This window comes from Heyndrickxia vini (assembly GCF_016772275.1).
Lineage (GTDB): Bacteria > Bacillota > Bacilli > Bacillales > Bacillaceae_C > Heyndrickxia > Heyndrickxia vini.
Genome location: NZ_CP065425.1, coordinates 236039 through 259021 on the forward strand (window position 1 = coordinate 236039; position 22983 = coordinate 259021).

Below are 22983 nucleotides of genomic sequence, written 5' to 3' on the forward strand. Positions count from 1 at the left end.
ATTTGGCAGATAATTATCGGGTTGCCCATTCACTCGGGAAGGTTCAAGCAACCACTTTAACGAAATAATGGATGCCGAACATATATTACCCCTCACACATTTTGATGATTGATATCAAAAAAGGAGGATTGAATTAAAATGCCGCGTTCACCAGAAGAAAATGACCGTATTCGCCAAGCATCCAAAGAAAAAATTCGTGCTGCAGCTATAGAATTATTTATAAAACAAGGATATTATGCTACCTCTATAAGTGATATAGCCAAACAAGCGGGCATTTCGAAAGGGTTACTCTACAGCTATTACAAAGGGAAAGAAGAGTTGCTTTCTGAAATGGTCGAGGCAAGGATTGGAGAAGTGGTTGAAGTAATGTCAGAAGCAGTCAATTTGGAGACACCTAGGGAGCAGATTAAATATATCGTCAACGGTGCTATTGATAATATCCATAAAAATCCGGAAATCCATCGATTCTATCTGCACTTGCAAACTCAGCCAAGAGAAGATGAAGAGTTGATTAAATTCAGTCATCTCATTGCTGAAGAAAATACTAGACAGTTTGAGTTGCAGTGTAAAATATTCGAAAATATGGGGGAAAGGGATTCAAGGGGACGATCGTTATATTTTTCAACTGTACTACAAGGTATTATGTTGATGATATCTACCTATCCACAGAAGTTTCCGATAGAAGAACTAAAGGAGCAGATTATAAGGGAATTTTGTAACTAGTCTATAATGAAATCTTACAAAGGGGATGATTGGAGATGGAAACACGTGTGAATCAAATTGAATTAAATGGATTTACTTTTCAATATCGCGAGACTGGGGAACCTTCTTCACCACCGATTGTTGCGCTTCACGCACTGGGAACAAGTGCAGAAACATGGGATCAAGTGGCTTCTGTTTTAGGAGAAAATTACCGTGTCTTAGCTTTGGATCAACGGGGACACGGAGGAAGCGCGAGAAGTAGTTTGTACACTTTTGAACTAATGTGTGATGACTTACTTCATTTTGCGAATGCTATGAATTTAGAAAAGTTTACCTTAATGGGACATTCGATGGGAGGGACAGTATCCTATCTATTCGCAGAGACATTTCAGACAAGGATAGAACGGTTGATCGTTGAAGATACACCGCCTCCTTTTCATGGCAAGCCGAGTGAAGTTCCTTCTAAACCTGCTGATTCTCTACCGTTTGATTGGGAGGTTGTACCTTCGATTCTACAGCAACTTAATGAACCTAACCCCGAATGGTGGGACCGTCTGACCGACATTACCGTGCCGACTCTTATTATAGGTGGTGGGTCTAGTCATATTCCTCAAAACAAATTGAAGGAAGTTTCTTTGCTAATTCCAAATTGTGAATTCGTGACGATAGAGGACGCTGGGCATTTTGTGCATGATGATAATTTACCTGTTTTTTTGTCTGCTGTAAAAAGTTTTCTTAGTTCATCCAATGTAATCTAAATGATTGGAGCGATATTGTGGCGATAGCGGCTAGTTGTGCCCATACCGTAGGTCTTAAATCAGACGGAACGGTGGTTGCAATAACTTTCACAGGCACTTGGCTCTCAGGATTAGTGGGCTGAGAAGACTTCGCAAATGCTGAAGGAGTCACCACATAACGCATCTAAATGAGGTTTACTTGGTTTTTTGAAACATAGGAAGTCTTGTCCTTACTTGAGTAACCAGTGATATTTAATAAGCGGAAATTTTTCCGTTAGACCGCAGAATAGAACACGGTTCGGGGTATATAAACGGAGTTTTTCCGATTAAGCAAAGCAAAATCACTTACTTTCAGGTTTTTTGAGTAAATAGTCGGAATCCTTCCGTCTGTTTAAGCTGTTTTCAGTGCCATTTTCCAATTAGGGGGAATTTCTCCGTTTATTTATCAAACTCTCATTAGTGTCTAATGAACTTGAACCCACTAAGAGTGCTTTAGTGAATAAAAAAAGCTTAGAGCTATTTTATTTGTATCTCTAAGCTTTTTTGATTGTGCAATATACTGTGAATTGTGTTGTGAAATTTATGTGATTTGCTATGTGATTAGGTTTGAATTTACCTTTTCCCACCTCACAAGTGAATCCGTTATTTTTCAATATCACAGTTTTTTTATTTTCCGGTTAAAAGATGTGAAGCGTAATTTGCTCCATTAATTCTTTTAATCAAGCTTGTGTAAAAAATAGAATCGTGCATAACCTCTTTATTACTAATATAAAGGTTGTTGTTGATAGCAAGAAGGGAAAGAATTTATATCTTGGATCATGTGGTAATCGTATTGTTTTAACGCAAATTGGGCTTGATAAAGATATTCAATTACATAAAGTTTTCTCCCTTGAGCACTGCATAATACTCCCGAGGTTCCTTGTCCATTAGTAAGTGAAATGCCTACAGGTTTACCAATAAGTTGTTGAATTTTATGTTGCCAGGGCATTCTAATCACACTCCTTTGAATACCTTATGTAATAAAAAAGTAAAAAGTGCATGTCGAAGGAAAAACAAAAGGTCCACAAGTATGAACACATTGTTTTTCTTAGTGATGAGGTATTAAAAAAATCATAAGTTTTTTCAAGCACCAGATGAATACCATTTAAATTAGAGGAAAGCAAAGATACCTCTATAGCCCCTAAATGAACTTGGACAGTAAGAGTAATAAATATTATACTACTTAATGTACCAAGGAGGCTGACATAATGAAACGAACAAAACACTCAAAAGATTTCAAATTACAAGTCGTAAAAGAAGCCACTGAGACAGGCAATAATTCGTTAGTAGCACGTCGATACGAACTGAATCCGAACATGGTAAGTCGTTGGATTCGTGAATATAAAGATGGCAAATACGGTGAAGTAGATGTTACTGTGCTGCCAGATATTGATTCTAAAGAGTTATCCGAGGAAAATGAAAAGCTAAAAATAATATTAGGTGAAAAAGACCTTGAAATCGCCATTCTACGAGATCTTATAAAAAAGAAAAACCCTCACTTGCTGAAAAACTTGAAGTAGCCGATCGTTGGATTCAAAAAGGCTACCCGATCAAAAAAGTGCTGAAAATCATTGGTATTTCTCGATCCACATACTATTATCAAAAGAACTATCGTGTGGAAGAGAAGAAAGTAAGTGAGGGACGGCCAGCACCCGGTTATTCCATCAAAGAGGACGGCCAAAAGGTATCTGATGAACAAATCAAAGAATACCTACTTGAAGAAATTGCAGGCGATGGCTTCAACTATGGCTATCGTAAATTAACAAAATTACTTCGTCGAAAATACCATCTTATCATTAACAAGAAAAAAGTTTACCGGTTGTGCAAAGAACTTGATATTTTACGCCCGCAACGGCAAAAGAAAGTCTCATACCCTAGAAAACTAGCACGAAATCGGACGATTAAAAGTTCGAACAAATTATGGGAAATTGACATTAAATATGGCTACATCGAAGGTGAAGACCGATTCTTCTTTGTATTGTCCATCATCGATGTGTATGATCGTAGTATTGTCGAATACTATATGGGATTAAGCTGCACAGCAAAAGACCTAAAACAAACTCTTTTGCGGGCATTATTCAAGCGCCAGCAGATAAATGAAAGGGAAAAACCTGTGATTCGCACAGACAATGGGCCACAGTTTATCTCCCATACCTTTGAAGAATTTTGTGAAAAATATACACTAGAACATGAAAGAATTCCACCAAAAACGCCAAATATGAATGCTCACATTGAGTCTTTTCATAGAATTTTTGAAGATGATTGTTTATCAAGATGGCAATTTGAAACGTATGCACAAGCCTATGAATCAGTCGCAGAGTTTATGGTGTTTTATAACGAAAGACGCATGCATTCTAGTATTTTAGACTTATCGCCAAATGAGTTTTATGAACAGCAACAATGTGAAAACGTGAAAATCAAAGAGGTACGGGTTTAATCGCCCCTTCCATTTTTTCTTCCTTTTGTCCCAAAAATTATTTCAGCCATTTCTGGAATGGAATCAAGGGCGACGATAGTCGGGCGAAGCCTTTACCCTTGAAGGAATGGAAGCAATGGCTATGATCTCAAAAGGACAAAAGGAAACGAAAAAGAATGTAATTTTAAGATAAAGTGAGATTAAGAGAAATACTGTCCAAAATTCGGGGGTTAATCCGATCGCCTAGGAAGAAGCGCAACATACAATGAAGTTTATGGCGGTTATTCAAGAGAAAAATTTAAGGAAATCACTTGTGTCATTAACCGCTTAGAAGAAAGCAAAATAAAAGAAATCATTCATGAGATTGACGAAAATGCTTTTGTTACGGTATATGACGTTGCAGAAGTTAAGGGTGGTAATTTCAGAAAGAATAATATTCATTAGATATAACAAACTTATAGTTGAATTACAAAAAGGTCTAGAATCGCATATAGATAAACTTAACGGATTCTCTCTTAAAATGCGAAAAGTGAAAAAGCATGGTAATTCGTAAAGGAATACTCCATGCTTTTTATATTTATTAAAACCCATAAAACTACAAAGTCAATTACTAAAATGCTGATATAATCCGATTTATTAACAACGAGAAATGTAACTTGAATAAACTAACGATAGTTGGAGGTAAGATGGAATGGTATGAGAATTCATAGGCGGAGAATTTCCGGCTAATGTATAAAAGGGAGGATTAAGAAGCATTAATAACCGGAGATATTCCGATTAACTTCTCTAAATAAGGAAAAATTCAAGGTTTTTTATAATATAAGCGGAAAAACTCCTCTTATTTTAAGGGAAATATAGGTATTTCCCAATTTAAACGGAGTTTTTCCGGTTATTTTTCAAACATAGGGAAATAAACATTTAGCTATAGCAACTAAAATCGAATAAATTTGTCTGATAATTTGATTCATTAGCAGGGAATGGTAATTAGCAATTCAATTATCAGATAAAGAATATCTATCCGCGAGTGGTAATTTACTATGTTACTCTTTTAAAGAAGAATGTATATACACTAATCATTTGGTTGATAAATACCCAGTTTATTTTTAATCAGAAAGTATAAATCTCTAAAATTATCTAACTATTGTTTATTTTTAGTTATGAGTATATAATTTAGAACATTAAATTAATTTTAGAGAGGATCAAAATATGAGAACATTAGAACGTTTTAGTCAGTTTGTTAGTAGTACATTTGCTATTTGGGTACTAATCTTTGCGACATTTGCTTTCTTGTCACCAAATACATTTTCTTGGATTGGTGAATATATTACTATTTTGCTAGGCATTGTTATGTTTGGGATGGGTTTAACCATTACAGTAGATGATTTTAAAGAGGTATTAACGAGACCAAAAGATGTGGCTATTGGAGTAGTTGGTCAGTTTGTTATTATGCCTAGTCTTGCTTATCTTTTGGCAAAAGGACTTAATTTACCGCCGGAGGTTGCAATAGGAGTTATATTAGTTGGATCTTGCCCGGGAGGAACTTCATCGAACGTTATGACATTTTTGTCCAAGGGAGATGTAGCACTTTCTGTAACTATTACGTCTATTACAACTCTTCTGGCACCTTTTGTTACACCAGCACTTATTTTATTATTTGCTAGTGAATGGGTTGATATAGCGCCAAGTTCGTTATTCATTTCGATTGTACAAGTTGTCCTTATTCCGATTATACTGGGAATCATCGTTCAAAAATTATTTAAAAAACCTGCACAAGCAAGTGTAAAAGTTTTACCGTTGATTTCAGTAGTTGCAATCGTAGCAATTGTATCTGCAGTAGTTGCCGGAAGCCAAGCGAAAATTGCAGAAACAGGATTGTTAATTTTTGCTGTTGTTATTTTGCACAACACACTCGGTTATTTGTTAGGTTACCTATTAGGAAAATTATTCAAAATGAATTTATCAAAGAAGAAAGCAATCGCAATCGAAGTTGGTATGCAAAATTCTGGATTAGGAGTTGCCCTTGCATCTGCTCATTTTTCACCTTTAGCAGCAGTACCAAGTGCAATCTTTAGTGTATGGCATAATATTTCAGGTCCCATTTTGGCAACCATCTTTAGACGTATGAAAGAAAAAGAAGAAGTAGTAGTTAACGAGAGTAAGGTTATATAAGAATAATAATAAAGTTGTCCCGCTTTAGGTATCATAGCTGCTTGATCTACACTTTTATCGGATCGCTTCCGGCTAATCCGATCCCATAAACTCGGAGGCGGCTTAGTTATCGGCCGCTTCAACCTCATTAGGTCCCATAGCACCCAAAGTTGCCCTGTTATCGGACTGCTTCGGGCTGTACCGAACCCATAAACGTAGAGGCGGGCATGCTATGGGTCCGCTTCAACTTCATTAGGTCCCATAGCACCCAAAGTTGCCTTGCTATCGGACTGCTTCGGGCTGTACCGAACCCATAAACGTAGAGGCGGCCTTGCCATGGGCCCGCTTTAACTTTATTAGGTCCCATAGCACCCAAAGTTGCCTTGCTATCGGACTGCTTCGGGCTGTACCGAACCCATAAACGTAGAGGCGGCCTTGCCATGGGCCCGCTTTAACTTTATTAGGTCCCATAGCACCCAAAGTTGCCCTGTTATCGGACTGCTTCGGGCTGTACCGAACCCTTAAATGTAGAGGCGGGCATGCTATCGGTCCGCTTCAACTTCATTAGGTCCCATAGCACCCAGAGTTGCCTTGCTATCGGACTGCTTCCGGCTATACCGAACCTATAAACGTAGAGGCGGCTTTGCTATGGGCCCGCTTCAATTTCTTTATTAGAGCCAGTGTCACCTTGGCTAGGGGGAAGAAAACCGTGACCATTGTAACAATATTTGCTTCGCGTTCTCCCTGTAAATAACAATTAAATCCAAATTTAATTATAAAGCGACTTCCAAAAGAGGCTGATAATTGTGTAAAATGTAAAATAAAGATAAAAAATATAGGATCTGGAGAGGTTACCATTGAGTAAACGTATTGTGATCTGGGATATTATTTGTTATTTGATATTTCCAATTGTTATTTGGAATTATGGAAAGAATCATATAGGTGAATATTATGCCATGCTAGTTTCTACATTGCCGGGAATTTTATACAGCATCGTTCGCTTCATTTTACTTAAAAGAGTAAATTTATTTGGAATTTTTATGGTTTTAAATTTATTAATTGGAACACTTGTTGATGTACTTGCGGGGTCAGCAATCCAGATGTTATGGAATGATGTATTTTATTCTTACATATTAGCTCTTATTTTTATTGTTACTATTGTCGTTAATAAACCTTTGTTTCTATTCTTCTCGCTAGATTTAGTAGAAATGCAAGGACACAATCGGACAAAAATGAAAAGTTTGTTCTATCAAAAGAAGATATTATTTATTTATAAATTAATAACTTTCGGTTTTGCTTTTAGAGAAATACTTTTATCTTCATTGAAAATTGCACTTATACTTAAATATGGTGTAAATTCATTTGATAAATCAATAATACTAAGACAAATTTTGAGTTGGGGGACTTTTGGTATTTCTTTTTACGGTTTCTTTTATATATCGAAGTTACTGAACAATCAGACAAATAGTCAAAAAACTTCCGATATATGTTAAAAAAGCAGCAGAATTAAAAAATGGAAATTTTCCGACCTGAGGTGTTTAATCGACATGTGCTTATTGCAAATAAAACAAATTGAAAAAAGTAAAGGAAATACGATTGTATTTCCAAAGATAGATTTAGATATTCATAAAGAAGAGATTGTAGCGATTCAGTGCAATCATGAAGTTGGAAAACAGTTAATCATGATGATAATTGGCGAGACACCCATTTCAAACGGGGAAGTATTGCTGGAAGGCTTGCCTATAAACCACCATTTTAAAAGCCTATCTAACCGTGTAGGGTTATTTTTATTGGATGAAGCGATGTATGAACGACTGACACCGAAGGAGTACCTTAATTTTTATAAAAGGTTATATGATGTGGACGAAGAGATTAATTCACTCCTTCAAAAAGTAGGTTTAATTGAAAAAGTGAAATCAAAAATTAGTAAACTTACATATTCAGAAAAGAAACGGTTACAGCTTGCTAGGGCAATTTTGCATCTGCCGGGCTTGCTTATTATGGAAGAGCCTGATCAAAATATTGATATCGAAAGTAAAATCATTATGCAAAGAGTATTAGAAGACTTTAAAGGACAAGGAAAAGCCGTTCTCATTACGACAAACAACTTTGAAAGTGCCATTTCTATGACAAATACGGTTTACCGTCTGAATGAGGTAGGCTTAAAGAAAATTGATGTCGTGGATGAGGAAAAGGGTACTTTGCATGCCGTTTCAATAGATGACCAGGTGATAGATTCGCCACCAACAATCGTAAATGAAGAAATAGAAAATTCAACTGCAGAAGAGGCAAATGAGGGTAAAGAAAAAGCGGAAGAGGAAGCTACTATCATTCATAGACCATTACGGATTGAAAAAATTCCGGCAAAAGTCGAAGATAAAATGATCCTATTTGATCCCACGGAGATTGTCTTCGTTGAGAGTAATGAAGGAATCTCCCACCTACATGTAAATGGAGAAGTCTTTCCTTGTTCCATTACTTTGAATGACCTATCGGAACGATTACGACCATTTGGCTTTTTTCGCTGTCATCGATCCTATATTGTCAATTTACAAAAAGTACGGGAAGTAATCACTTGGACTAGAAATAGCTATAGTCTCATTCTTGAAGATTCCAAGAAAAGCCCTGTTCCATTATCCAAAGGAAAATTAAATGAGTTAAAAGTGATCCTCGGAATTTGAGAATTTGTTCACATCTAAAAGAGCATTTTTTAGTCAAAAAAATGCTCCACTCACCCTAAAATTGGTGCCATTCAACCGTTTATATACTCCCTTCGCCTTGATATTACTGCGTTTCACTGATTTTGCAACTAAACTTAAATCAAGAAAACGAAAACGTGAAAAGGGGTAATGTAAATGGAAAATGTTATCGAAGTTCGAGAACTTGTTAAATCATTTGAAAACAAGATGGCATTAAAAAATGTAAATTTTCAAGTAAAAAAAGGAGAAACCATTGGTTTTTTAGGACCAAGTGGTTCCGGTAAAACGACAACGATCAAAATTTTAACAGCCCAACTTCATCCAACAGCTGGAGAGGTTATAGTGTTTGGTCAACCTATCCATAAATTAAAAGATCCTACTTATATGAGGAGAATCGGAATCTTAACAGATAATAGTGGCCTTTACGAACGACTTAGTATCTACGATAACCTTGCCTTATATTGTGATTTATATGATGTGGACAAAAGTAGAATCAATGAGGTTCTTGAATCTGTTAATCTAATACAAGATAAGAAGAAACCAGTTCAAAAACTATCAAAAGGGATGAAGCAGCGGGTTACATTGGCAAGAGCCATCCTACATAAACCTGATCTTCTCTTTTTAGATGAACCAACCTCTGCCTTAGATCCAGTCAATACAAAGCATATTCATGCGGGCCTAAAGAAATTGAATCAAGAAGGAACAACCATTTTTTTAACAACCCATGACATGCAAGAAGCAGAAGACCTTTGTGATCGCATTGCGTTCTTGAATAACGGTGAGATCATGCTACTGGACACACCCCGAAATGTAAGAGCACAACAAGAAAATACAACGATTTCGCTTTTATTAAAAGGAAATCGTACAGTTGTAGTTGATAAAGGTGAAGAAGGGGCAAAGGAAATCTATCAATATATGAAAGATGGACAGATTTTAACCATTCATTCCAATGAGCCGACACTTGGAGACATTTTCGTACAATTAACAGGGAGGAACTTATAATGACTTTTTCATTTAAACGAGTAAATGCCATATTTATTAAGGATTGGAAAGACCTGCAAAGAAATTCCTACATCATCTTTACATTGGCAATCCCTTTAGTTTTTGCTGCATGGTTAGGTCGTATGGGTGAAGAAGATGGCATCTTTAGCACCTATCCAATTAATCTTGCTCTTGTCATTGCAGGTGCTTTTATCCAAGCTGCAATGGTTGCAGAGGAAAAAGAGAAAAATACATTAAGAGGATTGTTGCTATCTCCTGCTAGTACAGTTGAGATTTTCGTAGGAAAAAGTGCATTATCTGCTGTCATGACAATTGTTGTGATTATTGGTTCCATCTTTTTATCAGACTTCAAAGTCCCATCACCCCTATTATTCGCAGTAAGTGTATTATTGGGTTTGGTTTTTTATATTGCTACTGGAACCATTCTTGGCTTAATATCAAGAACCGTAATGGAAACAAGTATTATTGGAATGCCTGTATTAGTAGTCTTTGGCATGAGCTCTATGTTTAAATCAATGGTGGAAAATGAAACTTTCTTAAAGATTATCGATTATTTACCAAATGAGCAGCTAAATACCATTTGGGTCGGCTTAAGCAAGGGAGAAGGCTTTAGTGGAATTATTGGAAATATGCTTATACTCCTGGTGTGGGCAGCTATATCAATAGTTACTACAGTAGTTATTTATAGAAAACGTAGGATTGATTGAAAAAAAGGATGAGAGTGTTAAGTCAATTTCCTGTAATTGGTATGTCGTATACACCATATAATTTATCAAACTTTGTTCTAAAGCTTTTGTTTTTTCTAAATTCCATCTTGAACCTCCAGTTACGTAAGGCTTTATAATGAACATATACTTTTTATGGGAGGAATGTTCATGAAAGGGAATAACAAGTATTCGATTGGGGAGTTTTCAGAAAAAACAGGAATATCAATTCGTACCTTACATTACTATGATGAAATAGGTCTTCTACAACCAGAAAAGCATCCAACGTCGGGCCACCGCATTTACGATCATCAAGATATTTTAACCTTACAGAAAATCATCAGTCTAAAGTTCCTAGGGTATAGCTTGGATAAAATCACTAACTTGTTAAAGGAATCGAGTTTTTCTGTTGATTTAAATGAAACGTTAACCCTACATTTACAAGCATTAGAAAAAGATAAAGAACGAATTGAACAATCTATCACTGCAATTAAGAGAGTTATAAAGTTATTGGAGAAGGAAGGGGAAGTAGACAGCGCCATATTATTCAGTCTTATACATGGTATACAAACGGAAAATATACAAAAAGAGTGGATGGAACGGCACATGCTTGCAGATGTAATGGAAGAGTTGTCAAACAAAACAGAAGAAGAAAAAATCACCTTAGATCAAACCTTTATTCAATTAGCTAAAGAAGTAAAACAATTGTATGGTAAACCTGTAGAGGACCTAAAAGTACAAGAAATGATTAAAACGTATATAGAAGCTTCTTTTAAGTTTCTTGGTGATGATTTGATGGAAAGACTAGCGGAAACCAATGTGGAAGAACTGGATGTACAAGAACTCGAAAATATGACATCTCCATTTACAGAAGATGAACAAGATTGGCTAAATCAAGCAATGGAATATTATATGAAACAAACGGAATCAGAATAGAAATAAGATTTTCTCGACCTCTTAATAATATTGGGGTTAGTATATGATTATGATCTATTAATTTTAAGCTACAATTAAAGGAAAAGTAACAAAGTAGGTTCCTTACGTTTTGTTGCTTTTTGTATTGAAAAATAGACAATATTATAAAAGAGGTGTAAATGAATGAAACATGCATTAGTTGTTGGAGGCACAGGAATGTTATCCAACACATCTCTTTGGCTAATGAGTAAAGGCTATCAAGTATCGGTAATTGGACGTAATGTAAATCGAATGGAAGGCTTGATAAGTAGATCAATAGATAGATCACTTATAATACCGATTTTAGTTGATTATAGTGATGTAGCGCTTTTGAAAAGGAACTTAAGACAGGCCATTGAACGGAATGGTCCTATTGAGTTAGTTATTGCATGGATACATTCGTATGCGGAGAATGCTTTAGAAATAATATCAAAGGAAGTTTCACATTGGAACGAAGGGACATGGAGTCTGTTTCATGTATTAGGAAGTAGTAGGAATCTTAGTGAAATTAAAAGTGAAATAAATGTATTTGATTCCTGTCGATACCACCAAGTACAGGTTGGTTTCGTCATTGAAAACGGTCATTCAAGATGGCTAACAAATGAGGAAATTTCCCAGGGTGTTATTGATTCTGTTCAGAATGATAAATTGACAAATATCATTGGCACTCTTGAACCTTGGGAAAAGCGCCCTTTAGCTTAGGTCTATTGTAAAATTCTATTTAATAATAGGGAATGTAAATCTTGTATCAAACATTATTTAAAATGAAAGGAAAGCAACAAAGTTTTAACTGCTTTGTTGCTTTCCCTATTAGGCGTCAGGAATCAATCTAAAAAAATGTAATTCAATTATTTTTTTAGGGAACGCCCCAAATCATTTACAACGGTTTTAAAGGTACACATATATCACAATAATCGTTGTAAATCATATTACCGATGTATCTTTCGAAAATCGGTTTGTTGTCAATTTGATATCCACTTCTGTGAATGGCAGGGAAAATTTCAGTCCATGCTTTTTGAATGTCCTCGGCTGTATGCTTTACTTTGTAAATAAGATATTTTCCACCCGCAAATTCACTTTCGCAAACTGCATCATCAATTTGCTCATCTTTTGAAATGACAATACAAGCATCATATCGACAATTTTCGAGTGGTGTCGTTTCCGGATTATCTTGTGGAATTCCGAACAGTATAGTCGATTCAGTAAGCAAATTTTTCTCTGTTGCCCATTTTTTTAACTTATCCATGGCTTGAACGTTTGCGGGACCATACGGACCTACTTGTCGCACATATGCAATGCGATACTTTGGAAGATTTTCGACTTTCATATTCATCATTTCTACTTCCCTTCTAGAAAATGTTTGATACATTTCGAATGCTATCATGATAAAAAAAAATAATCACCAAGTATTTTTAAAATTCAAAAAATAATTTGTGTAAATGGGTTGAATAATCATTTGAAAGCGTTTAAACCTTATAAAGGTTCATGTTTTAAAATCAGTTAACACGGTAAAAATGATAAGTATTATCGAATGCTATTTTAAGTTAAGAGAGCATATGACAAAGGAGATACTTATGGCTAAAAAGAACGTTTCTATTAACTATTCGGCTCGTAACCTATGGGCGGGATTTCTATTCGGTCTTGGCATTGCCGCCTTTTTTGATGAAACCGTCTTTCATCAATTACTTCGTTGGCACCATTTCTATGATAAATCTACGACAAATATTGGTCTTATATCTGACGGGCTATTTCATGCTTTTAGTTGGTTTGCAACGATTGGGGGCTTATTTCTATTTGCCGATCTTCGAAGACGGAACACATATAATTGGAAAAGATGGGGGGGGTGGGGTTTTTCTCGGTGTAGGTGGATTTCAGCTATACGATGGTATAATTCAGCACAAGCTCATGCGAATTCACCAAATTCGCTACGTTGATAATCTGCCTGTTTATGACTTAATTTGGAATATCGTTGCTATTATTATAATAATAGTGGGTATCTTTCTCATTGTCCGGTCAAAGAAGTAAAATCAGCTAAGAAAGGGTATTTTGAATGCACAACATTAATTATCATGGTGATGAGTTCGTGCCCGAGGTTCTTTTGGCATTACCGTTTATAGTAGTATTTATTTTATATATCTTCGCAGTAGTGGTCTCTAATCGACGTCATAAAAAATGGTCTTTATACCGTACAACCTCTTGGATTTTTGGAGTAATTTGCGTCTTGATTGCCGTTATTGGCCCCCTAGCAGACCGTTCCGAGGCCACTGAAAAAGTCCATTTATTATTAGGCAGATAGATGTTTGAGTTGACCAAACATTTATCTGCCTTTTTGTTTTATAATGATGATATCAAATGTATGTAGGTGATACTCAAATGATTTCTAACCAAGAATCTCTCAATCTTAGTCCATATATAGCTATTTATGATCTTGTTGTTCCCAAAGATAACATGCTTCGTCAAATCAATGAACTGGTGAATTTTTCGTTCATTATTGAAGAATTGAAAACGAAATACTGCCTCGATAATGGTCGCAATGCAGTGCCACCAATCCGCATGTTTAAGTATCTATTGCTTAAATCGATTTATGATTTGTCTGATGTAGATGTAGTAGAACGCTCTAGATATGATATGTCATTTAAGTATTTTCTCGACATGGCACCAGAAGACCCAGTAATAAATCCAAGTTCCTTAACAAAATTTCGTAAGCTCCGTCTTAAAGATGTGACCTTGTTAGATTTACTTATTGGGAAAACAGTTGAGATTGCACTTGAAAAGGAAATCATAAAAAGTAAAACAATAATCGTGGACTCCACACATACACAATCACGTTTTAACCAAAAGTCACCGAAGGAATTTTTACAAGAGAAGTCAAAAAATCTTAGAAAAGCAGTTTATCAAATTGATGACTCAATGAAAGAGAAATTTCCTCCAAAACCAACTTCCAATGAAGTTGAAGATGAATTGAATTATTGTCGCCGAGTTGTTTCTATTGTCGAATCAGAACCACAATTAGCCGCAATTCCCAAAGTAAATGAAAAATTAAATGTCCTTCATGAAGTAATAGAAGATTATACAGAACACATGAGTCAAATGAACCGTTCAACTGATACGGACGCACGGGTAGGACATAAAACAGCTGATTCCTCATTTTTCGGATACAAAACACACATCGCGATGAGCGATGAAAGAATAATAACAGCAGCGATTCCGACAACGGGAGAAAAAAGTGATGGAAAATACCTGCAAGAGTTAGTTGGGAAAAGTCAAGCTACAGGAATGGAAATTAAAACAGTAATTGGTGATACAGCCTATTCTGAAAAAGACAATATTAGTTATGCAAAAGAAAATCAACTTGAACTTATTTCTAAATTGCATCCACATATAACACATGGAACACGGGCAAAAAAGATGAATTTGAATTTAATAAAGATGCTGGAATGTTCGTTTGTAAGGCGGGGCAAATGGCTACCAAGAAAAAATATGAAGAAAGAAAGGGGCAAGATAAAAATCCAAGAATTAAGTTCTTTTTTGATATTGAGAAGTGCAAAGTCTGCCCGTTTCGTGAAGGGTGCTATAAAGAAGGAGCAAAAAGTAAGACATACTCAATAACAGTTAAATCAACTGAACATAAAGATCAGGAAGCATTTCAAGAAACGGATAAATTTAAACAACTAGCAAAAACTCGCTATAAAATTGAAGCCAAAAATAGCGAACTCAAACATAGACACGGGTTTAAAACAGCAAATTCCTCGGGTCTATTTGGCATGGAAATCCAAGGGGCAACAGCAATATTTGCGGTAAATCTCAAGCGGATTCTAAAGCTCCTAAATGAAAAAGAGTAAAAAGGGGATAGGAAAAAGGTGACATTTCATCTAATTACAGACGAAATGTCATCTTTTTTATTACCCCAAAATGAAAAGGGGAAAAAACGTAAGTTTTTCAGTGGCCTCGACCGTTCCCACGTGGATTTCTCCGCCCATATGCTTGGTCATTTGCTTCTTGGAATGCTTGCTCCACTGTTTATGGTTTTAGCTGCACCTATGACTCTTATTTTGAGAACACTCAACGTCAGAACTGCCCGTAAGTTATCACGATTACTAAGAAGTCGATTGGTTAGTGTCTTTAACAATCCCATTATCACGTCTGTGCTCAATATTGGTGGATTATGGTTACTTTATACAACTAACTTATATAACCTGATGCATGAGAACATTTTTGTCCATGTGTTCGTACATCTTCACGTTTTTATAGCCGGATACCTTTTTACAGCATCCCTGATTTACATCGACCCAACACCCCATCGGGTTAGCTTCGTTTACAGGGCAATTGTATTCATACTAGCCCTTGCAGGTCACGGCATATTGTCTAAGTATATCTATGCCCATCCTCCAAACGGTGTACCTCAAAATCAAGCGGAAGCAGGCGGTATGCTTATGTATTATGGAGGTGATGTCATTGACGCAATAATAATCTTTATTTTTTGCTTTCATTGGTATCGTGCTATTCGTCCAAAAGCATCATTTTCAAGAATTACAGGGATTTGAAGGATTTAATATTATTTGAGAAATTGCTTTAAACATTATCGAAGGAAATCCGTAAATGGGGTGATTAAAATAATGAGGAGAATAATCACCATTGCAGTTACATTTCTTTTTATACTTCATTGGTTTATACCATCATTACCTTGGTAGCAGTAATAATTCATTACATAAGTTAATTTTAGAATTATCTGTTGCACGTATAATAATTGTAAAAATAAACGGAATCAAAGGGAGGATGACATCATAGATAGACTTTATAAAAATTCATCAAAAATAGTAATTGATCTTCCAATCTACCATTCCGGTTATCGATTTTTGTCGAAGGTTGATGCTTGACAATGACTATTAATCCGTGGAAAAATTTATTTAAGAATATTTTCCTTGCATCTATTTTATCCTCATTGAATCAACTTCAAAAGTATGGCAATCTAAGAAATTAGTAAACCCTACCTCTTTTTCGTCTTCAAGACATTCTTCATTAAAATCCTTTGCATTCTGAGTTAATCACCACAGGAGTCCTACTATGTTTTACAATCATTACCCAATATGGGAGTTGATAAGCTAGTAAACAATTAATTATCTCGTTAAGTTGTATAAACTTTTTTGTTCAACCGCTTATTGCTTATAGGATTGGTAGATATAATTATTTCAAGTTTAAAGGAGGAGCTATTAATGGGGCACGATATTAGCGGATACAATAAATCAGGAGAAGAAATTTGTTATATTCGTTTTGGTAAGTTGAATCCAACAGCCACCGTATTTTACAATCTTTTTGATGCTAGAGACTTTCATGCAGGTGTAAGTGGAACAGGGGCAAGTGAAACTTACACATTGGCACATGTTGAAAAGACGTTGGCAAACTACAAGGAATTCTATGGTAATGATTTCGTGGAGTTAAAGGATGATGACTTTTTAATAAGGGAACGTAAAGAAATACTCAAATTTATAAATAATTGCTTAGAAACCGCTAAAAAAGAGGGAAGTGTTAAAGTATTCTTTGGTTAATTAAGTCTAAATCCTATGAGAAATAATATAGGAGTCTGCAGGGTGTGATGATGTTAGTATAGTTTCAATATATTTAAGACTTAACTTGCTTATCTCTCTCCTAAACATTAGAATTCCAATTCCTACTACTAAATCGAGGGAAATAAATATTCCAACAATAATACAAAACACAATGTTCAATATAACACTCCCTAAATAAATCTCCATTTTTCAAATTACAATCCATTTTGTTTGGTGAAAACTGAATTTTATTTTAAATTACTGTAAAAAAGCAATATATGTCAAAAAGACTCTTCCCTTTTTTGCTATCTTTTTTACAAGGAGGTTCAAAGAAAAGAATGAGTTATAATCCAATCATACAAAAAACGATTGAGCATATAGAGAAAAACTTACACGAAGCACTTTCGTTAGAAAGCATTGCTCAATTTGCTGGATTTTCTAAGTATCACTTTCATCGTATTTTTCAAAAGGAGATTGGTGTAACAGCATCTGAATATATTCGGTACCGTAGAATTGCTAATTCTGCAAATATGCTGCTTTATTCGGGAGAAAAAATAATAGATATCGCGGTCTATTATCGCTTTGAGTCACAAGAATCATTTACTCGTTCCTTTAAGAAGTATTATCAATTACCACCAGGAAAATATAGAAAATTTATGAGTAAATTAACCTTACAAAGGGAGGAAGTTGTTTTGAAAAATGAACAGTTAGTAAAAGGATGGCAATTAAGCGGGAGTCACCCATTTAATTACGAGATGGGAATTGATCATGAAATCTTTCATAAAGGGAACGCATCTGGATTTTTAAAATCAGTTTCTGTACAATCCCAAGGGGAGTTTGCAACGATGATGCAACAATTTAAGGCAGAGAAACATCTTGGTAAAAGAGTAAAGTTATCCGGGTTTATAAAATCTAAAGATGTTGATGGGTTCTGTGGTTTTTGGATGCGTATAGATGATGCTCTTGGGGATGTGTTGCAATTCGATAATATGGGTAACCGTCCAATAGTAGGAGATACTGAATGGAATCATTATCACATTGTTTTAGATGTACCTGAAAATAGTACAGTGATTGCTTTTGGTGTTTTGCTTTCTGGAAACGGACATGTATGGATTGATGAACTTAAATTTGAAGAAGTTGATAAAGGTACACCAACAACTAATATCGATTTTACTGGTGACCTCTTAGATGAGCCTACTAATTTGTCTTTTGCGGAGTAGGGATAGATAATTGCGAAATTTTTTAAAGTTATTTAGTGATAATTCTGACAGACTAGTGGCGTTTATGGTATGTTAAAAAAAAGGAGTGATAATGATGGAGGGATTTGTATTTAATTTTAAAAATAAACGAGTTCGAGTGTGGTTCTTAACGGTTTTACCGGCTATTATTCTTGCAATACTTTTGTATACTTTATTACCAATAAAATACAATGTTATCCCAATGCTGTTTCTTATAGCTGCAGTAATGATTTATTATAGTTGGGTTTTTATCGATAAAAAGAAACAGAGGAAAGATGATACTTTTCTCAACTAACTGGTGAACTTAATACATTTAAAAGAAAACGTCATTTTGAACTCTTTTTTCATAATGACGTTTTTAATGTTGTTAAAATAATGCATTAACATCCAGAATAACGAACTTTCACTGATGCAGTACTATCGTATATCTTTACGAATTATCATCCACATTATTATTTTCTGCCCTTTTTAATGCCTTTTGAAGCTGATAAATTTTCATCATACCAATTAATCCAGCTAATAGTGCTCCCAATAGAACCGATCCAATAATAACAAGAATTAATGGCCAATCGGCTTTTCCAAATAAATAATTAACTGTTACAGGTTCAACATTGATTACCGAAAAAATTGCAATAACTAAGACGACAATTAATGCTAATAGTAAGTTCCATTGCTTTTTCATAAGCCACCTCATTACTATTTTTTTTAATACTATCAGAATATATTCTAAAATCATAGCTTTTAGGACATACTCTTATCCATTGTAAAAAAGCATGCCTTTTGAATTTCCCCTCTTTGCAAAGAACATATTTTCCATCAGAATATTCGACTTTCGTAGAGAATAAAGCATGGGAAAAATACTTAGAATACATATATGGTAAAATTAAAAGATAAATTGATTGAATAGAGGTTCGGTATGAGCAATGTGAAAAAGTACAAATCAAAAAGGTTAAAGACAATTTTACGTGGATTGATCATTATAATTGGGGGATTTATAGCGGCATATGGTCTAGAAACTGTCTTAATCCCCAATAATGTATCTGATGGTGGGGTAACGGGGCTTAGTATCGTTGCATCGAAACTATTTGGATTACCATTAGGCGTTTTAATTGCGATTATTAACATCCCTTTTATTTGGTTAGGGTATCAACAAATTGGTAAAAGCTTTGCAGTTTTTTCGGTTATAGGAATCGTTTCATTATCTATTGGTACAAGCCTTATGCATCATATCCCAGCGATTATTGAGGGGGATACCTTGCTAGTTACCGTCGTTGGTGGTATTATCCTCGGTTTGGGAATGGGGCTAGCTTTGCGTAATGGCGGTGCATTAGATGGAATTGATATGCTAGCCGTACTACTTTCCCGGAAATTACCGTTTGGAACAAGTGATTTAATTCTTTTCTTAAACTTGTTTGTATTTATTTTTGTTACAACTATATTCGGCCTTCAAGGGGCAATTCTTTCGGCAATTGCTTACTTTATTGCTTCGAAGGTGATTCATATCGTTGAGGTAGGTTTAAGCGGCTCTAAAACCTTTAAAATTATCACCACTCAACCTGAATTAATGGTAGAGACTATACGTGATCGCTTGGGCAGAAGCGCAACGTATAATGAAGTTTACGGTGGCTATACAAGAGAAAAATTTAAAGAAATCACTTGTGTCATTAACCGCTTAGAAGAAAGTAAAATAAAAGAAATCATTCATGAAATTGACGAAACCGCTTTTGTTACAGTATATGACGTTGCAGAAGTTAAGGGTGGTAATTTCAGAAAGAATAATATTCATTAGATAAAACTAAGTAAATTTGAAACCTCAGTTAGCTGTGTAAAGTGACAATTCTGACAAATGTGTTGCGTTTATGGTATGTTATACAAGAGGGAGTGATAATGATGGACAGTTTCGAATTCAATTTTAAAAATAAACGAATACAAATGTGGCTAAAAACGGTCCTTCCAGCCATTATACTTGCGATATTTTTGTATACTTTTATACCAACAAAGTTGAATTATATCCCAACGTTGGTTCTTGTAACGGCAGTAATTATTTATTATGGTTGGGCTTTCAACGATAAAAAGAAACAGAAGAAAGATAACGCTTTGCTCAACTAACTAGAGTTAGTTACAAAAAGCCTTTAAAAATATATATCATGATATGGCTATCAAGTAATAACTTAATACACTTTAAAATAAAAATGACACAACTGTGTCATTTTTTAATACTTTTTTATGATGCGTGTTGACTAAAGTGCTTTTTCTTAAACCATAATGCGACGTTTACAATTGAAAAATAATGAGGGTGTGCAATTTATGAAGGTTATTTTAGAGCTAATTAGAATTATCCTGATATTTGGATTTTTGGGTGGTGTTTTTAGTTCTGTTTTAAACTATACATACAAATCATTAGGTGTAAACTGCTATGAATGGACAGGATTTTTAGCCGTTTTAATCTTATTGTTTGTCATGTATAGAAACAAATGGCAGTTTAATGGGTGGTACAATGGAAAAGGAAAAGAAAAACTATCTCGAAAAGTCACTAAATCTCTACTATCTTTCTCCGTATTCTTATTAATATTGCCTCCTTTTTTAAGTTATCTTTGGTGAGGAAAAAACATTCTATTTTTAAAAATTGAAAATTAAAGACTGATGGGACAACAGATTAGGTCCTTTGTCCGATTCTTGTACTGAAAAATCCCTTAAAAAACCTCACCTATTTTTAGCCCAATAAATGCAAGCAATATTCCGACTGTATAACCGATGCTTAAATACAAAACCATCACATTCCAATTTTTCTTTTCATAAAGTTGGACATTTTCTAATTTAAAGGTAGAAAAAGTGGTAAACGCCCCCGTGAATCCCGTCCCTAATAGTAATTGCCAGGACTTTTCTAAATTTGCTCCGATAATTAGACCGAGGAGAAACGAACCGATTAGATTCACAAAAAGGGTAGCTATTGGAAAAGTAGATGGGTATTTGCTCTTTATCCAGTTACTCATTCCGAAGCGGAAAATTGCGCCAAAAAATCCCCCGATTGCTACTAATGTAATATGTGCAATCATTTAGAGATCACCTCGTTTTTGGAAGTTCCTAAATTAAAACCACACCAGGAGAATAATAGCCCACCCCAAAGACTTAAGAGTACATAACCGATTGCAATAGCCCATTTCGCGTTCATTACTAGTTGAACGGTTTCCACACTAAAGGTAGAAAAAGTCGTAAAGGAGCCAATCAATCCGGTTCCTATTGCAGTAATCATATAAGGATGGAGAAATTTAAGCCGTGGTACAAAAGTTGTTATCCATCCCAAAATAAAACTTCCCGCCATATTAGTTAAAAAGGTTGCTAACGGAAAGTCGTATAGCCACCAATGGTTAAAGTAAATTCCGATTAAATAACGCAAAGATGCCCCAAGTATCCCGGCAATGCCAACGAATAAATACTGCACGAATGTTCACCTCTAGTATATAGTTCCCAAACATAAAAAGACTCCTACCAGATATTTTTTCCGGTAGGAGTCATTAGCCTAGTAGCACATCTGGCGAACTCCATCGCCCTTTACATTTATAGCGCTATTTTAGCATATAATCATAAATTTACCAATGGAATATTTATTATGGGGGCCGCTTTTCCCTTTGCCGGTCCGATAGAAGTACGCCCGGCACAGCAATGGGACTGCTTCTCCTTTAACCGGTTCCATAGCAGTACGCCCGGCACAGCAATGGTACCGCTTTTCCCTATCCCGGTCCGATAGAAGTACGACTAGCACAGCAATGGTACCGCTTCTCCTTTAACCGGTTCCATAGCAGTACGCCCGGCACAGCAATGGTACCGCTTTTCCCTATCCCGGTCCGATAGAAGTACGACCAGCACAGCAATGGTACCACTTCTCCTTTAACCGGTTCCATAGCAGTACGCCCGGCATAGCAATGGTACCGCTTTTCCCTATCCCGGTCCGATAGAAGTACGCCCGGCACAGCAATAGTACCGCTTCTCCCTTTCCCGGCACCATTCCAGCATTGCTCTATCGGACCACTTGCAATGTCCATAAACAAAAACAATTACTCCATTATTCGTACAAATAACGGAACTAGGGTCCAAACTCGCAACCATTAGAATGGATAAATATAAAATGTTAACAAACCTACTAAGATACCTGTAATGATTCCAAAGAAAACCTCAACTGGTTTATGTCCTAACAATTCTTTAAACTTCTTTTGGTACTGATACTTCGTAACATCATGATCTTTAATGATTTCAATTAATTGATTGAAATCAGCTAATAATTTATTTAACACTTCAGCATGGAACCCGGCTTCCCTTCGAACACCAATCGCATCATGAATAACGATGGCGGAAACAACGACGCAGATTGCAAACTCATTAGAATAAAAACCGGAAGTTAATCCGATGGCGGTGGTTAGGGAAATAACTGTAGCTGTATGTGAGCTGGGCATGCCACCTGTACTTAAAAATAAACTCCATTTCAATTCCCGTGAGGTTAAAAAGTGAATGGGAATTTTGACAAATTGGGCAATTAACATACCTAAAAGAGCGGCTAAAATGGGATATGACAGAAACATTTTGTCCTCCTATTCATTGGATAGGTAATAAAATCACATTATTTTCTTTTATAACATACTCTTATAGTTCCACAAAAAGTCGTATATTAAGCTACTTTTTTGATAATTAAGATTAGATTACGGATAGTGGATCAGCCTCATTGTCCCAACCTCAGTGCGAATTATCAAAAAAATCTGATTGATATATTGCATTTTGCATACAAAGATAGTATGATAGATTT

At 35.4% G+C, this 22983-nt stretch carries 25 protein-coding genes, 4 pseudogenes and 1 riboswitch; of the genes and pseudogenes, 23 read left to right on the forward strand and 6 right to left on the reverse strand.

Features of this window, described 5'->3' with window-relative positions; all coding sequences use genetic code 11:
• Nucleotides 1–138: 138 nt before the first annotated feature.
• The 3 genes and pseudogenes from I5776_RS01275 to I5776_RS21760 all read left to right on the forward strand — a co-directional run.
• Complete coding sequence (locus tag I5776_RS01275) at nucleotides 139–723, forward strand: TetR/AcrR family transcriptional regulator (protein WP_202778629.1); 585 nt, start codon at nucleotides 139–141, stop codon at nucleotides 721–723.
• Between the two features lie 35 nt (nucleotides 724–758).
• Nucleotides 759–1460: an alpha/beta fold hydrolase gene (locus tag I5776_RS01280; RefSeq protein WP_202778630.1), complete on the forward strand. Its 702-nt coding sequence runs from the start codon at nucleotides 759–761 to the stop codon at nucleotides 1458–1460.
• Nucleotides 1448–1543, forward strand: a pseudogene (locus I5776_RS21760) (chromosome condensation regulator); the annotation flags it as partial. The gene I5776_RS01280 and the pseudogene I5776_RS21760, both read left to right, overlap by 13 nt.
• Before the next feature lie 659 nt (nucleotides 1544–2202).
• Here the strand turns inward: I5776_RS21760 and I5776_RS01285 are convergent.
• Entirely contained in the window at nucleotides 2203–2427 is a 225-nt protein-coding gene (locus tag I5776_RS01285) for a hypothetical protein (protein WP_202778631.1), read from the reverse strand.
• A 259-nt stretch (nucleotides 2428–2686) separates the two neighbouring features.
• On the opposite strand from I5776_RS01285, the gene I5776_RS21765 reads away from it, so the two are divergent.
• From I5776_RS21765 to I5776_RS01330, 10 genes and pseudogenes are all read left to right on the forward strand, one after another.
• The gene (locus tag I5776_RS21765) at nucleotides 2687–2998 is read left to right on the forward strand and encodes a transposase (RefSeq protein ID WP_107919767.1); all 312 of its coding nucleotides are present in this window, start codon (nucleotides 2687–2689) and stop codon (nucleotides 2996–2998) included.
• A 38-nt stretch (nucleotides 2999–3036) separates the two neighbouring features.
• Nucleotides 3037–3915, forward strand: coding sequence for an IS3 family transposase (locus I5776_RS01290; protein ID WP_328797664.1), 879 nt, complete (start codon nucleotides 3037–3039; stop codon nucleotides 3913–3915).
• A gap of 216 nt (nucleotides 3916–4131) precedes the next feature.
• Nucleotides 4132–4338 (forward strand): annotated as a pseudogene (locus I5776_RS01295) (DUF2179 domain-containing protein); the annotation flags it as partial.
• Between the two features lie 762 nt (nucleotides 4339–5100).
• Complete coding sequence (locus I5776_RS01300) at nucleotides 5101–6063, forward strand: bile acid:sodium symporter family protein (RefSeq protein ID WP_202778633.1); 963 nt, start codon at nucleotides 5101–5103, stop codon at nucleotides 6061–6063.
• A gap of 836 nt (nucleotides 6064–6899) precedes the next feature.
• Nucleotides 6900–7535 carry a VC0807 family protein gene (locus tag I5776_RS01305; RefSeq protein WP_108072395.1) on the forward strand — a complete coding sequence of 212 codons (636 nt, stop codon included), beginning with the start codon at nucleotides 6900–6902 and terminating at the stop codon, nucleotides 7533–7535.
• 54 nt (nucleotides 7536–7589) lie between these two features.
• A complete protein-coding gene (locus tag I5776_RS01310; protein WP_202778634.1) occupies nucleotides 7590–8723 on the forward strand; it encodes a LytTR family transcriptional regulator DNA-binding domain-containing protein in 1134 nt (377 codons plus the stop codon).
• A 174-nt stretch (nucleotides 8724–8897) separates the two neighbouring features.
• Nucleotides 8898–9743, forward strand: coding sequence for an ABC transporter ATP-binding protein (locus tag I5776_RS01315; protein ID WP_108072392.1), 846 nt, complete (start codon nucleotides 8898–8900; stop codon nucleotides 9741–9743).
• Nucleotides 9743–10450: an ABC transporter permease gene (locus I5776_RS01320; RefSeq protein ID WP_108072390.1), complete on the forward strand. Its 708-nt coding sequence runs from the start codon at nucleotides 9743–9745 to the stop codon at nucleotides 10448–10450. The genes I5776_RS01315 and I5776_RS01320 overlap by 1 nt, the downstream gene beginning before the upstream one ends.
• 168 nt (nucleotides 10451–10618) lie before the next feature.
• The gene (locus I5776_RS01325; protein WP_108072387.1) at nucleotides 10619–11383 is read left to right on the forward strand and encodes a MerR family transcriptional regulator; all 765 of its coding nucleotides are present in this window, start codon (nucleotides 10619–10621) and stop codon (nucleotides 11381–11383) included.
• 162 nt (nucleotides 11384–11545) lie between these two features.
• Entirely contained in the window at nucleotides 11546–12103 is a 558-nt protein-coding gene (locus I5776_RS01330; protein ID WP_066235390.1) for a short-chain dehydrogenase, read from the forward strand.
• A 175-nt stretch (nucleotides 12104–12278) separates the two neighbouring features.
• On the opposite strand, the gene I5776_RS01335 is transcribed toward I5776_RS01330, so the two are convergent.
• Nucleotides 12279–12734, reverse strand: a complete 456-nt coding sequence (locus I5776_RS01335) for an AraC family transcriptional regulator (protein WP_108072399.1) — start codon at nucleotides 12732–12734, stop codon at nucleotides 12279–12281.
• 241 nt (nucleotides 12735–12975) lie between these two features.
• On the opposite strand from I5776_RS01335, the pseudogene I5776_RS01340 reads away from it, so the two are divergent.
• The 7 genes and pseudogenes from I5776_RS01340 (at nucleotide 12976) to I5776_RS01370 (ending at nucleotide 18480) form a co-directional block, all read left to right on the forward strand.
• Nucleotides 12976–13426, forward strand: a pseudogene (locus tag I5776_RS01340) (DUF2243 domain-containing protein).
• A gap of 25 nt (nucleotides 13427–13451) precedes the next feature.
• The gene (locus I5776_RS21770; protein WP_425490319.1) at nucleotides 13452–13697 is read left to right on the forward strand and encodes a cytochrome c oxidase assembly protein; all 246 of its coding nucleotides are present in this window, start codon (nucleotides 13452–13454) and stop codon (nucleotides 13695–13697) included.
• A 77-nt stretch (nucleotides 13698–13774) separates the two neighbouring features.
• Nucleotides 13775–15243: pseudogene (locus tag I5776_RS01350) on the forward strand (IS1182 family transposase).
• A gap of 18 nt (nucleotides 15244–15261) precedes the next feature.
• Nucleotides 15262–15945 (forward strand): cytochrome c oxidase assembly protein, encoded by a 684-nt coding sequence (locus I5776_RS01355; RefSeq protein WP_246483871.1) that lies wholly within the window; start codon nucleotides 15262–15264, stop codon nucleotides 15943–15945.
• A gap of 669 nt (nucleotides 15946–16614) precedes the next feature.
• Nucleotides 16615–16947, forward strand: a complete 333-nt coding sequence (locus I5776_RS01360) for a hypothetical protein (RefSeq protein ID WP_107920553.1) — start codon at nucleotides 16615–16617, stop codon at nucleotides 16945–16947.
• Nucleotides 16948–17285: 338 nt separating this feature from the next.
• Nucleotides 17286–18167: a helix-turn-helix transcriptional regulator gene (locus I5776_RS01365; RefSeq protein ID WP_108072385.1), complete on the forward strand. Its 882-nt coding sequence runs from the start codon at nucleotides 17286–17288 to the stop codon at nucleotides 18165–18167.
• Nucleotides 18168–18261: 94 nt separating this feature from the next.
• The gene (locus I5776_RS01370) at nucleotides 18262–18480 is read left to right on the forward strand and encodes a hypothetical protein (RefSeq protein WP_066235381.1); all 219 of its coding nucleotides are present in this window, start codon (nucleotides 18262–18264) and stop codon (nucleotides 18478–18480) included.
• 135 nt (nucleotides 18481–18615) lie between these two features.
• On the opposite strand, the gene I5776_RS01375 is transcribed toward I5776_RS01370, so the two are convergent.
• Nucleotides 18616–18867 (reverse strand): LapA family protein, encoded by a 252-nt coding sequence (locus tag I5776_RS01375; protein ID WP_066235380.1) that lies wholly within the window; start codon nucleotides 18865–18867, stop codon nucleotides 18616–18618.
• Between the two features lie 234 nt (nucleotides 18868–19101).
• Between I5776_RS01375 and I5776_RS01380 the strand changes: the two genes are divergently transcribed.
• From I5776_RS01380 to I5776_RS01390, 3 genes are all read left to right on the forward strand, one after another.
• Nucleotides 19102–19974: a YitT family protein gene (locus I5776_RS01380; RefSeq protein WP_066235378.1), complete on the forward strand. Its 873-nt coding sequence runs from the start codon at nucleotides 19102–19104 to the stop codon at nucleotides 19972–19974.
• 101 nt (nucleotides 19975–20075) lie between these two features.
• Entirely contained in the window at nucleotides 20076–20294 is a 219-nt protein-coding gene (locus tag I5776_RS01385) for a hypothetical protein (protein ID WP_133174940.1), read from the forward strand.
• 156 nt (nucleotides 20295–20450) lie between these two features.
• On the forward strand, nucleotides 20451–20786 hold the full coding sequence (locus I5776_RS01390; RefSeq protein ID WP_246483872.1) for a hypothetical protein: 336 nt from the start codon (nucleotides 20451–20453) through the stop codon (nucleotides 20784–20786).
• Between the two features lie 92 nt (nucleotides 20787–20878).
• Here the strand turns inward: I5776_RS01390 and crcB (I5776_RS01395) are convergent, their stop codons facing one another.
• From crcB (I5776_RS01395) to I5776_RS01405, 3 genes are all read right to left on the reverse strand, one after another.
• A complete protein-coding gene (crcB, locus tag I5776_RS01395; protein ID WP_373454637.1) occupies nucleotides 20879–21238 on the reverse strand; it encodes a fluoride efflux transporter CrcB in 360 nt (119 codons plus the stop codon).
• Nucleotides 21238–21627 carry a fluoride efflux transporter CrcB gene (gene crcB, locus I5776_RS01400; RefSeq protein WP_066227994.1) on the reverse strand — a complete coding sequence of 130 codons (390 nt, stop codon included), beginning with the start codon at nucleotides 21625–21627 and terminating at the stop codon, nucleotides 21238–21240. The genes crcB (I5776_RS01395) and crcB (I5776_RS01400) overlap by 1 nt, the downstream gene beginning before the upstream one ends.
• 57 nt (nucleotides 21628–21684) lie before the next feature.
• Nucleotides 21685–21744, reverse strand: a riboswitch (Fluoride riboswitch).
• A gap of 547 nt (nucleotides 21745–22291) precedes the next feature.
• Nucleotides 22292–22762, reverse strand: a complete 471-nt coding sequence (locus I5776_RS01405; RefSeq protein WP_107920550.1) for a divergent PAP2 family protein — start codon at nucleotides 22760–22762, stop codon at nucleotides 22292–22294.
• Nucleotides 22763–22983 lie beyond the last annotated feature (221 nt).

Excerpts from the sequence above, each read along its gene's own strand:
- I5776_RS01275 (WP_202778629.1), top strand. The coding sequence starts at position 139 with ATGCCGCGTTCACCAGAAGAAAATGACCGTATTCGCCAAGCATCCAAA.
- I5776_RS01280 (WP_202778630.1), top strand. The coding sequence starts at position 759 with ATGGAAACACGTGTGAATCAAATTGAATTAAATGGATTTACTTTTCAA.
- I5776_RS01285 (WP_202778631.1), bottom strand. The coding sequence starts at position 2,427 with ATGCCCTGGCAACATAAAATTCAACAACTTATTGGTAAACCTGTAGGC.
- I5776_RS21765 (WP_107919767.1), top strand. The coding sequence starts at position 2,687 with ATGAAACGAACAAAACACTCAAAAGATTTCAAATTACAAGTCGTAAAA.
- I5776_RS01300 (WP_202778633.1), top strand. The coding sequence starts at position 5,101 with ATGAGAACATTAGAACGTTTTAGTCAGTTTGTTAGTAGTACATTTGCT.
- I5776_RS01310 (WP_202778634.1), top strand. The coding sequence starts at position 7,590 with ATGTGCTTATTGCAAATAAAACAAATTGAAAAAAGTAAAGGAAATACG.
- I5776_RS01315 (WP_108072392.1), top strand. The coding sequence starts at position 8,898 with ATGGAAAATGTTATCGAAGTTCGAGAACTTGTTAAATCATTTGAAAAC.
- I5776_RS01320 (WP_108072390.1), top strand. The coding sequence starts at position 9,743 with ATGACTTTTTCATTTAAACGAGTAAATGCCATATTTATTAAGGATTGG.
- I5776_RS01325 (WP_108072387.1), top strand. The coding sequence starts at position 10,619 with ATGAAAGGGAATAACAAGTATTCGATTGGGGAGTTTTCAGAAAAAACA.
- I5776_RS01330 (WP_066235390.1), top strand. The coding sequence starts at position 11,546 with ATGAAACATGCATTAGTTGTTGGAGGCACAGGAATGTTATCCAACACA.
- I5776_RS01335 (WP_108072399.1), bottom strand. The coding sequence starts at position 12,734 with ATGAATATGAAAGTCGAAAATCTTCCAAAGTATCGCATTGCATATGTG.
- I5776_RS21770 (WP_425490319.1), top strand. The coding sequence starts at position 13,452 with ATGCACAACATTAATTATCATGGTGATGAGTTCGTGCCCGAGGTTCTT.
- I5776_RS01360 (WP_107920553.1), top strand. The coding sequence starts at position 16,615 with ATGGGGCACGATATTAGCGGATACAATAAATCAGGAGAAGAAATTTGT.
- I5776_RS01365 (WP_108072385.1), top strand. The coding sequence starts at position 17,286 with ATGAGTTATAATCCAATCATACAAAAAACGATTGAGCATATAGAGAAA.
- I5776_RS01370 (WP_066235381.1), top strand. The coding sequence starts at position 18,262 with ATGGAGGGATTTGTATTTAATTTTAAAAATAAACGAGTTCGAGTGTGG.
- I5776_RS01375 (WP_066235380.1), bottom strand. The coding sequence starts at position 18,867 with ATGAAAAAGCAATGGAACTTACTATTAGCATTAATTGTCGTCTTAGTT.
- I5776_RS01380 (WP_066235378.1), top strand. The coding sequence starts at position 19,102 with ATGAGCAATGTGAAAAAGTACAAATCAAAAAGGTTAAAGACAATTTTA.
- I5776_RS01385 (WP_133174940.1), top strand. The coding sequence starts at position 20,076 with ATGGACAGTTTCGAATTCAATTTTAAAAATAAACGAATACAAATGTGG.
- I5776_RS01390 (WP_246483872.1), top strand. The coding sequence starts at position 20,451 with ATGCGACGTTTACAATTGAAAAATAATGAGGGTGTGCAATTTATGAAG.
- I5776_RS01405 (WP_107920550.1), bottom strand. The coding sequence starts at position 22,762 with ATGTTTCTGTCATATCCCATTTTAGCCGCTCTTTTAGGTATGTTAATT.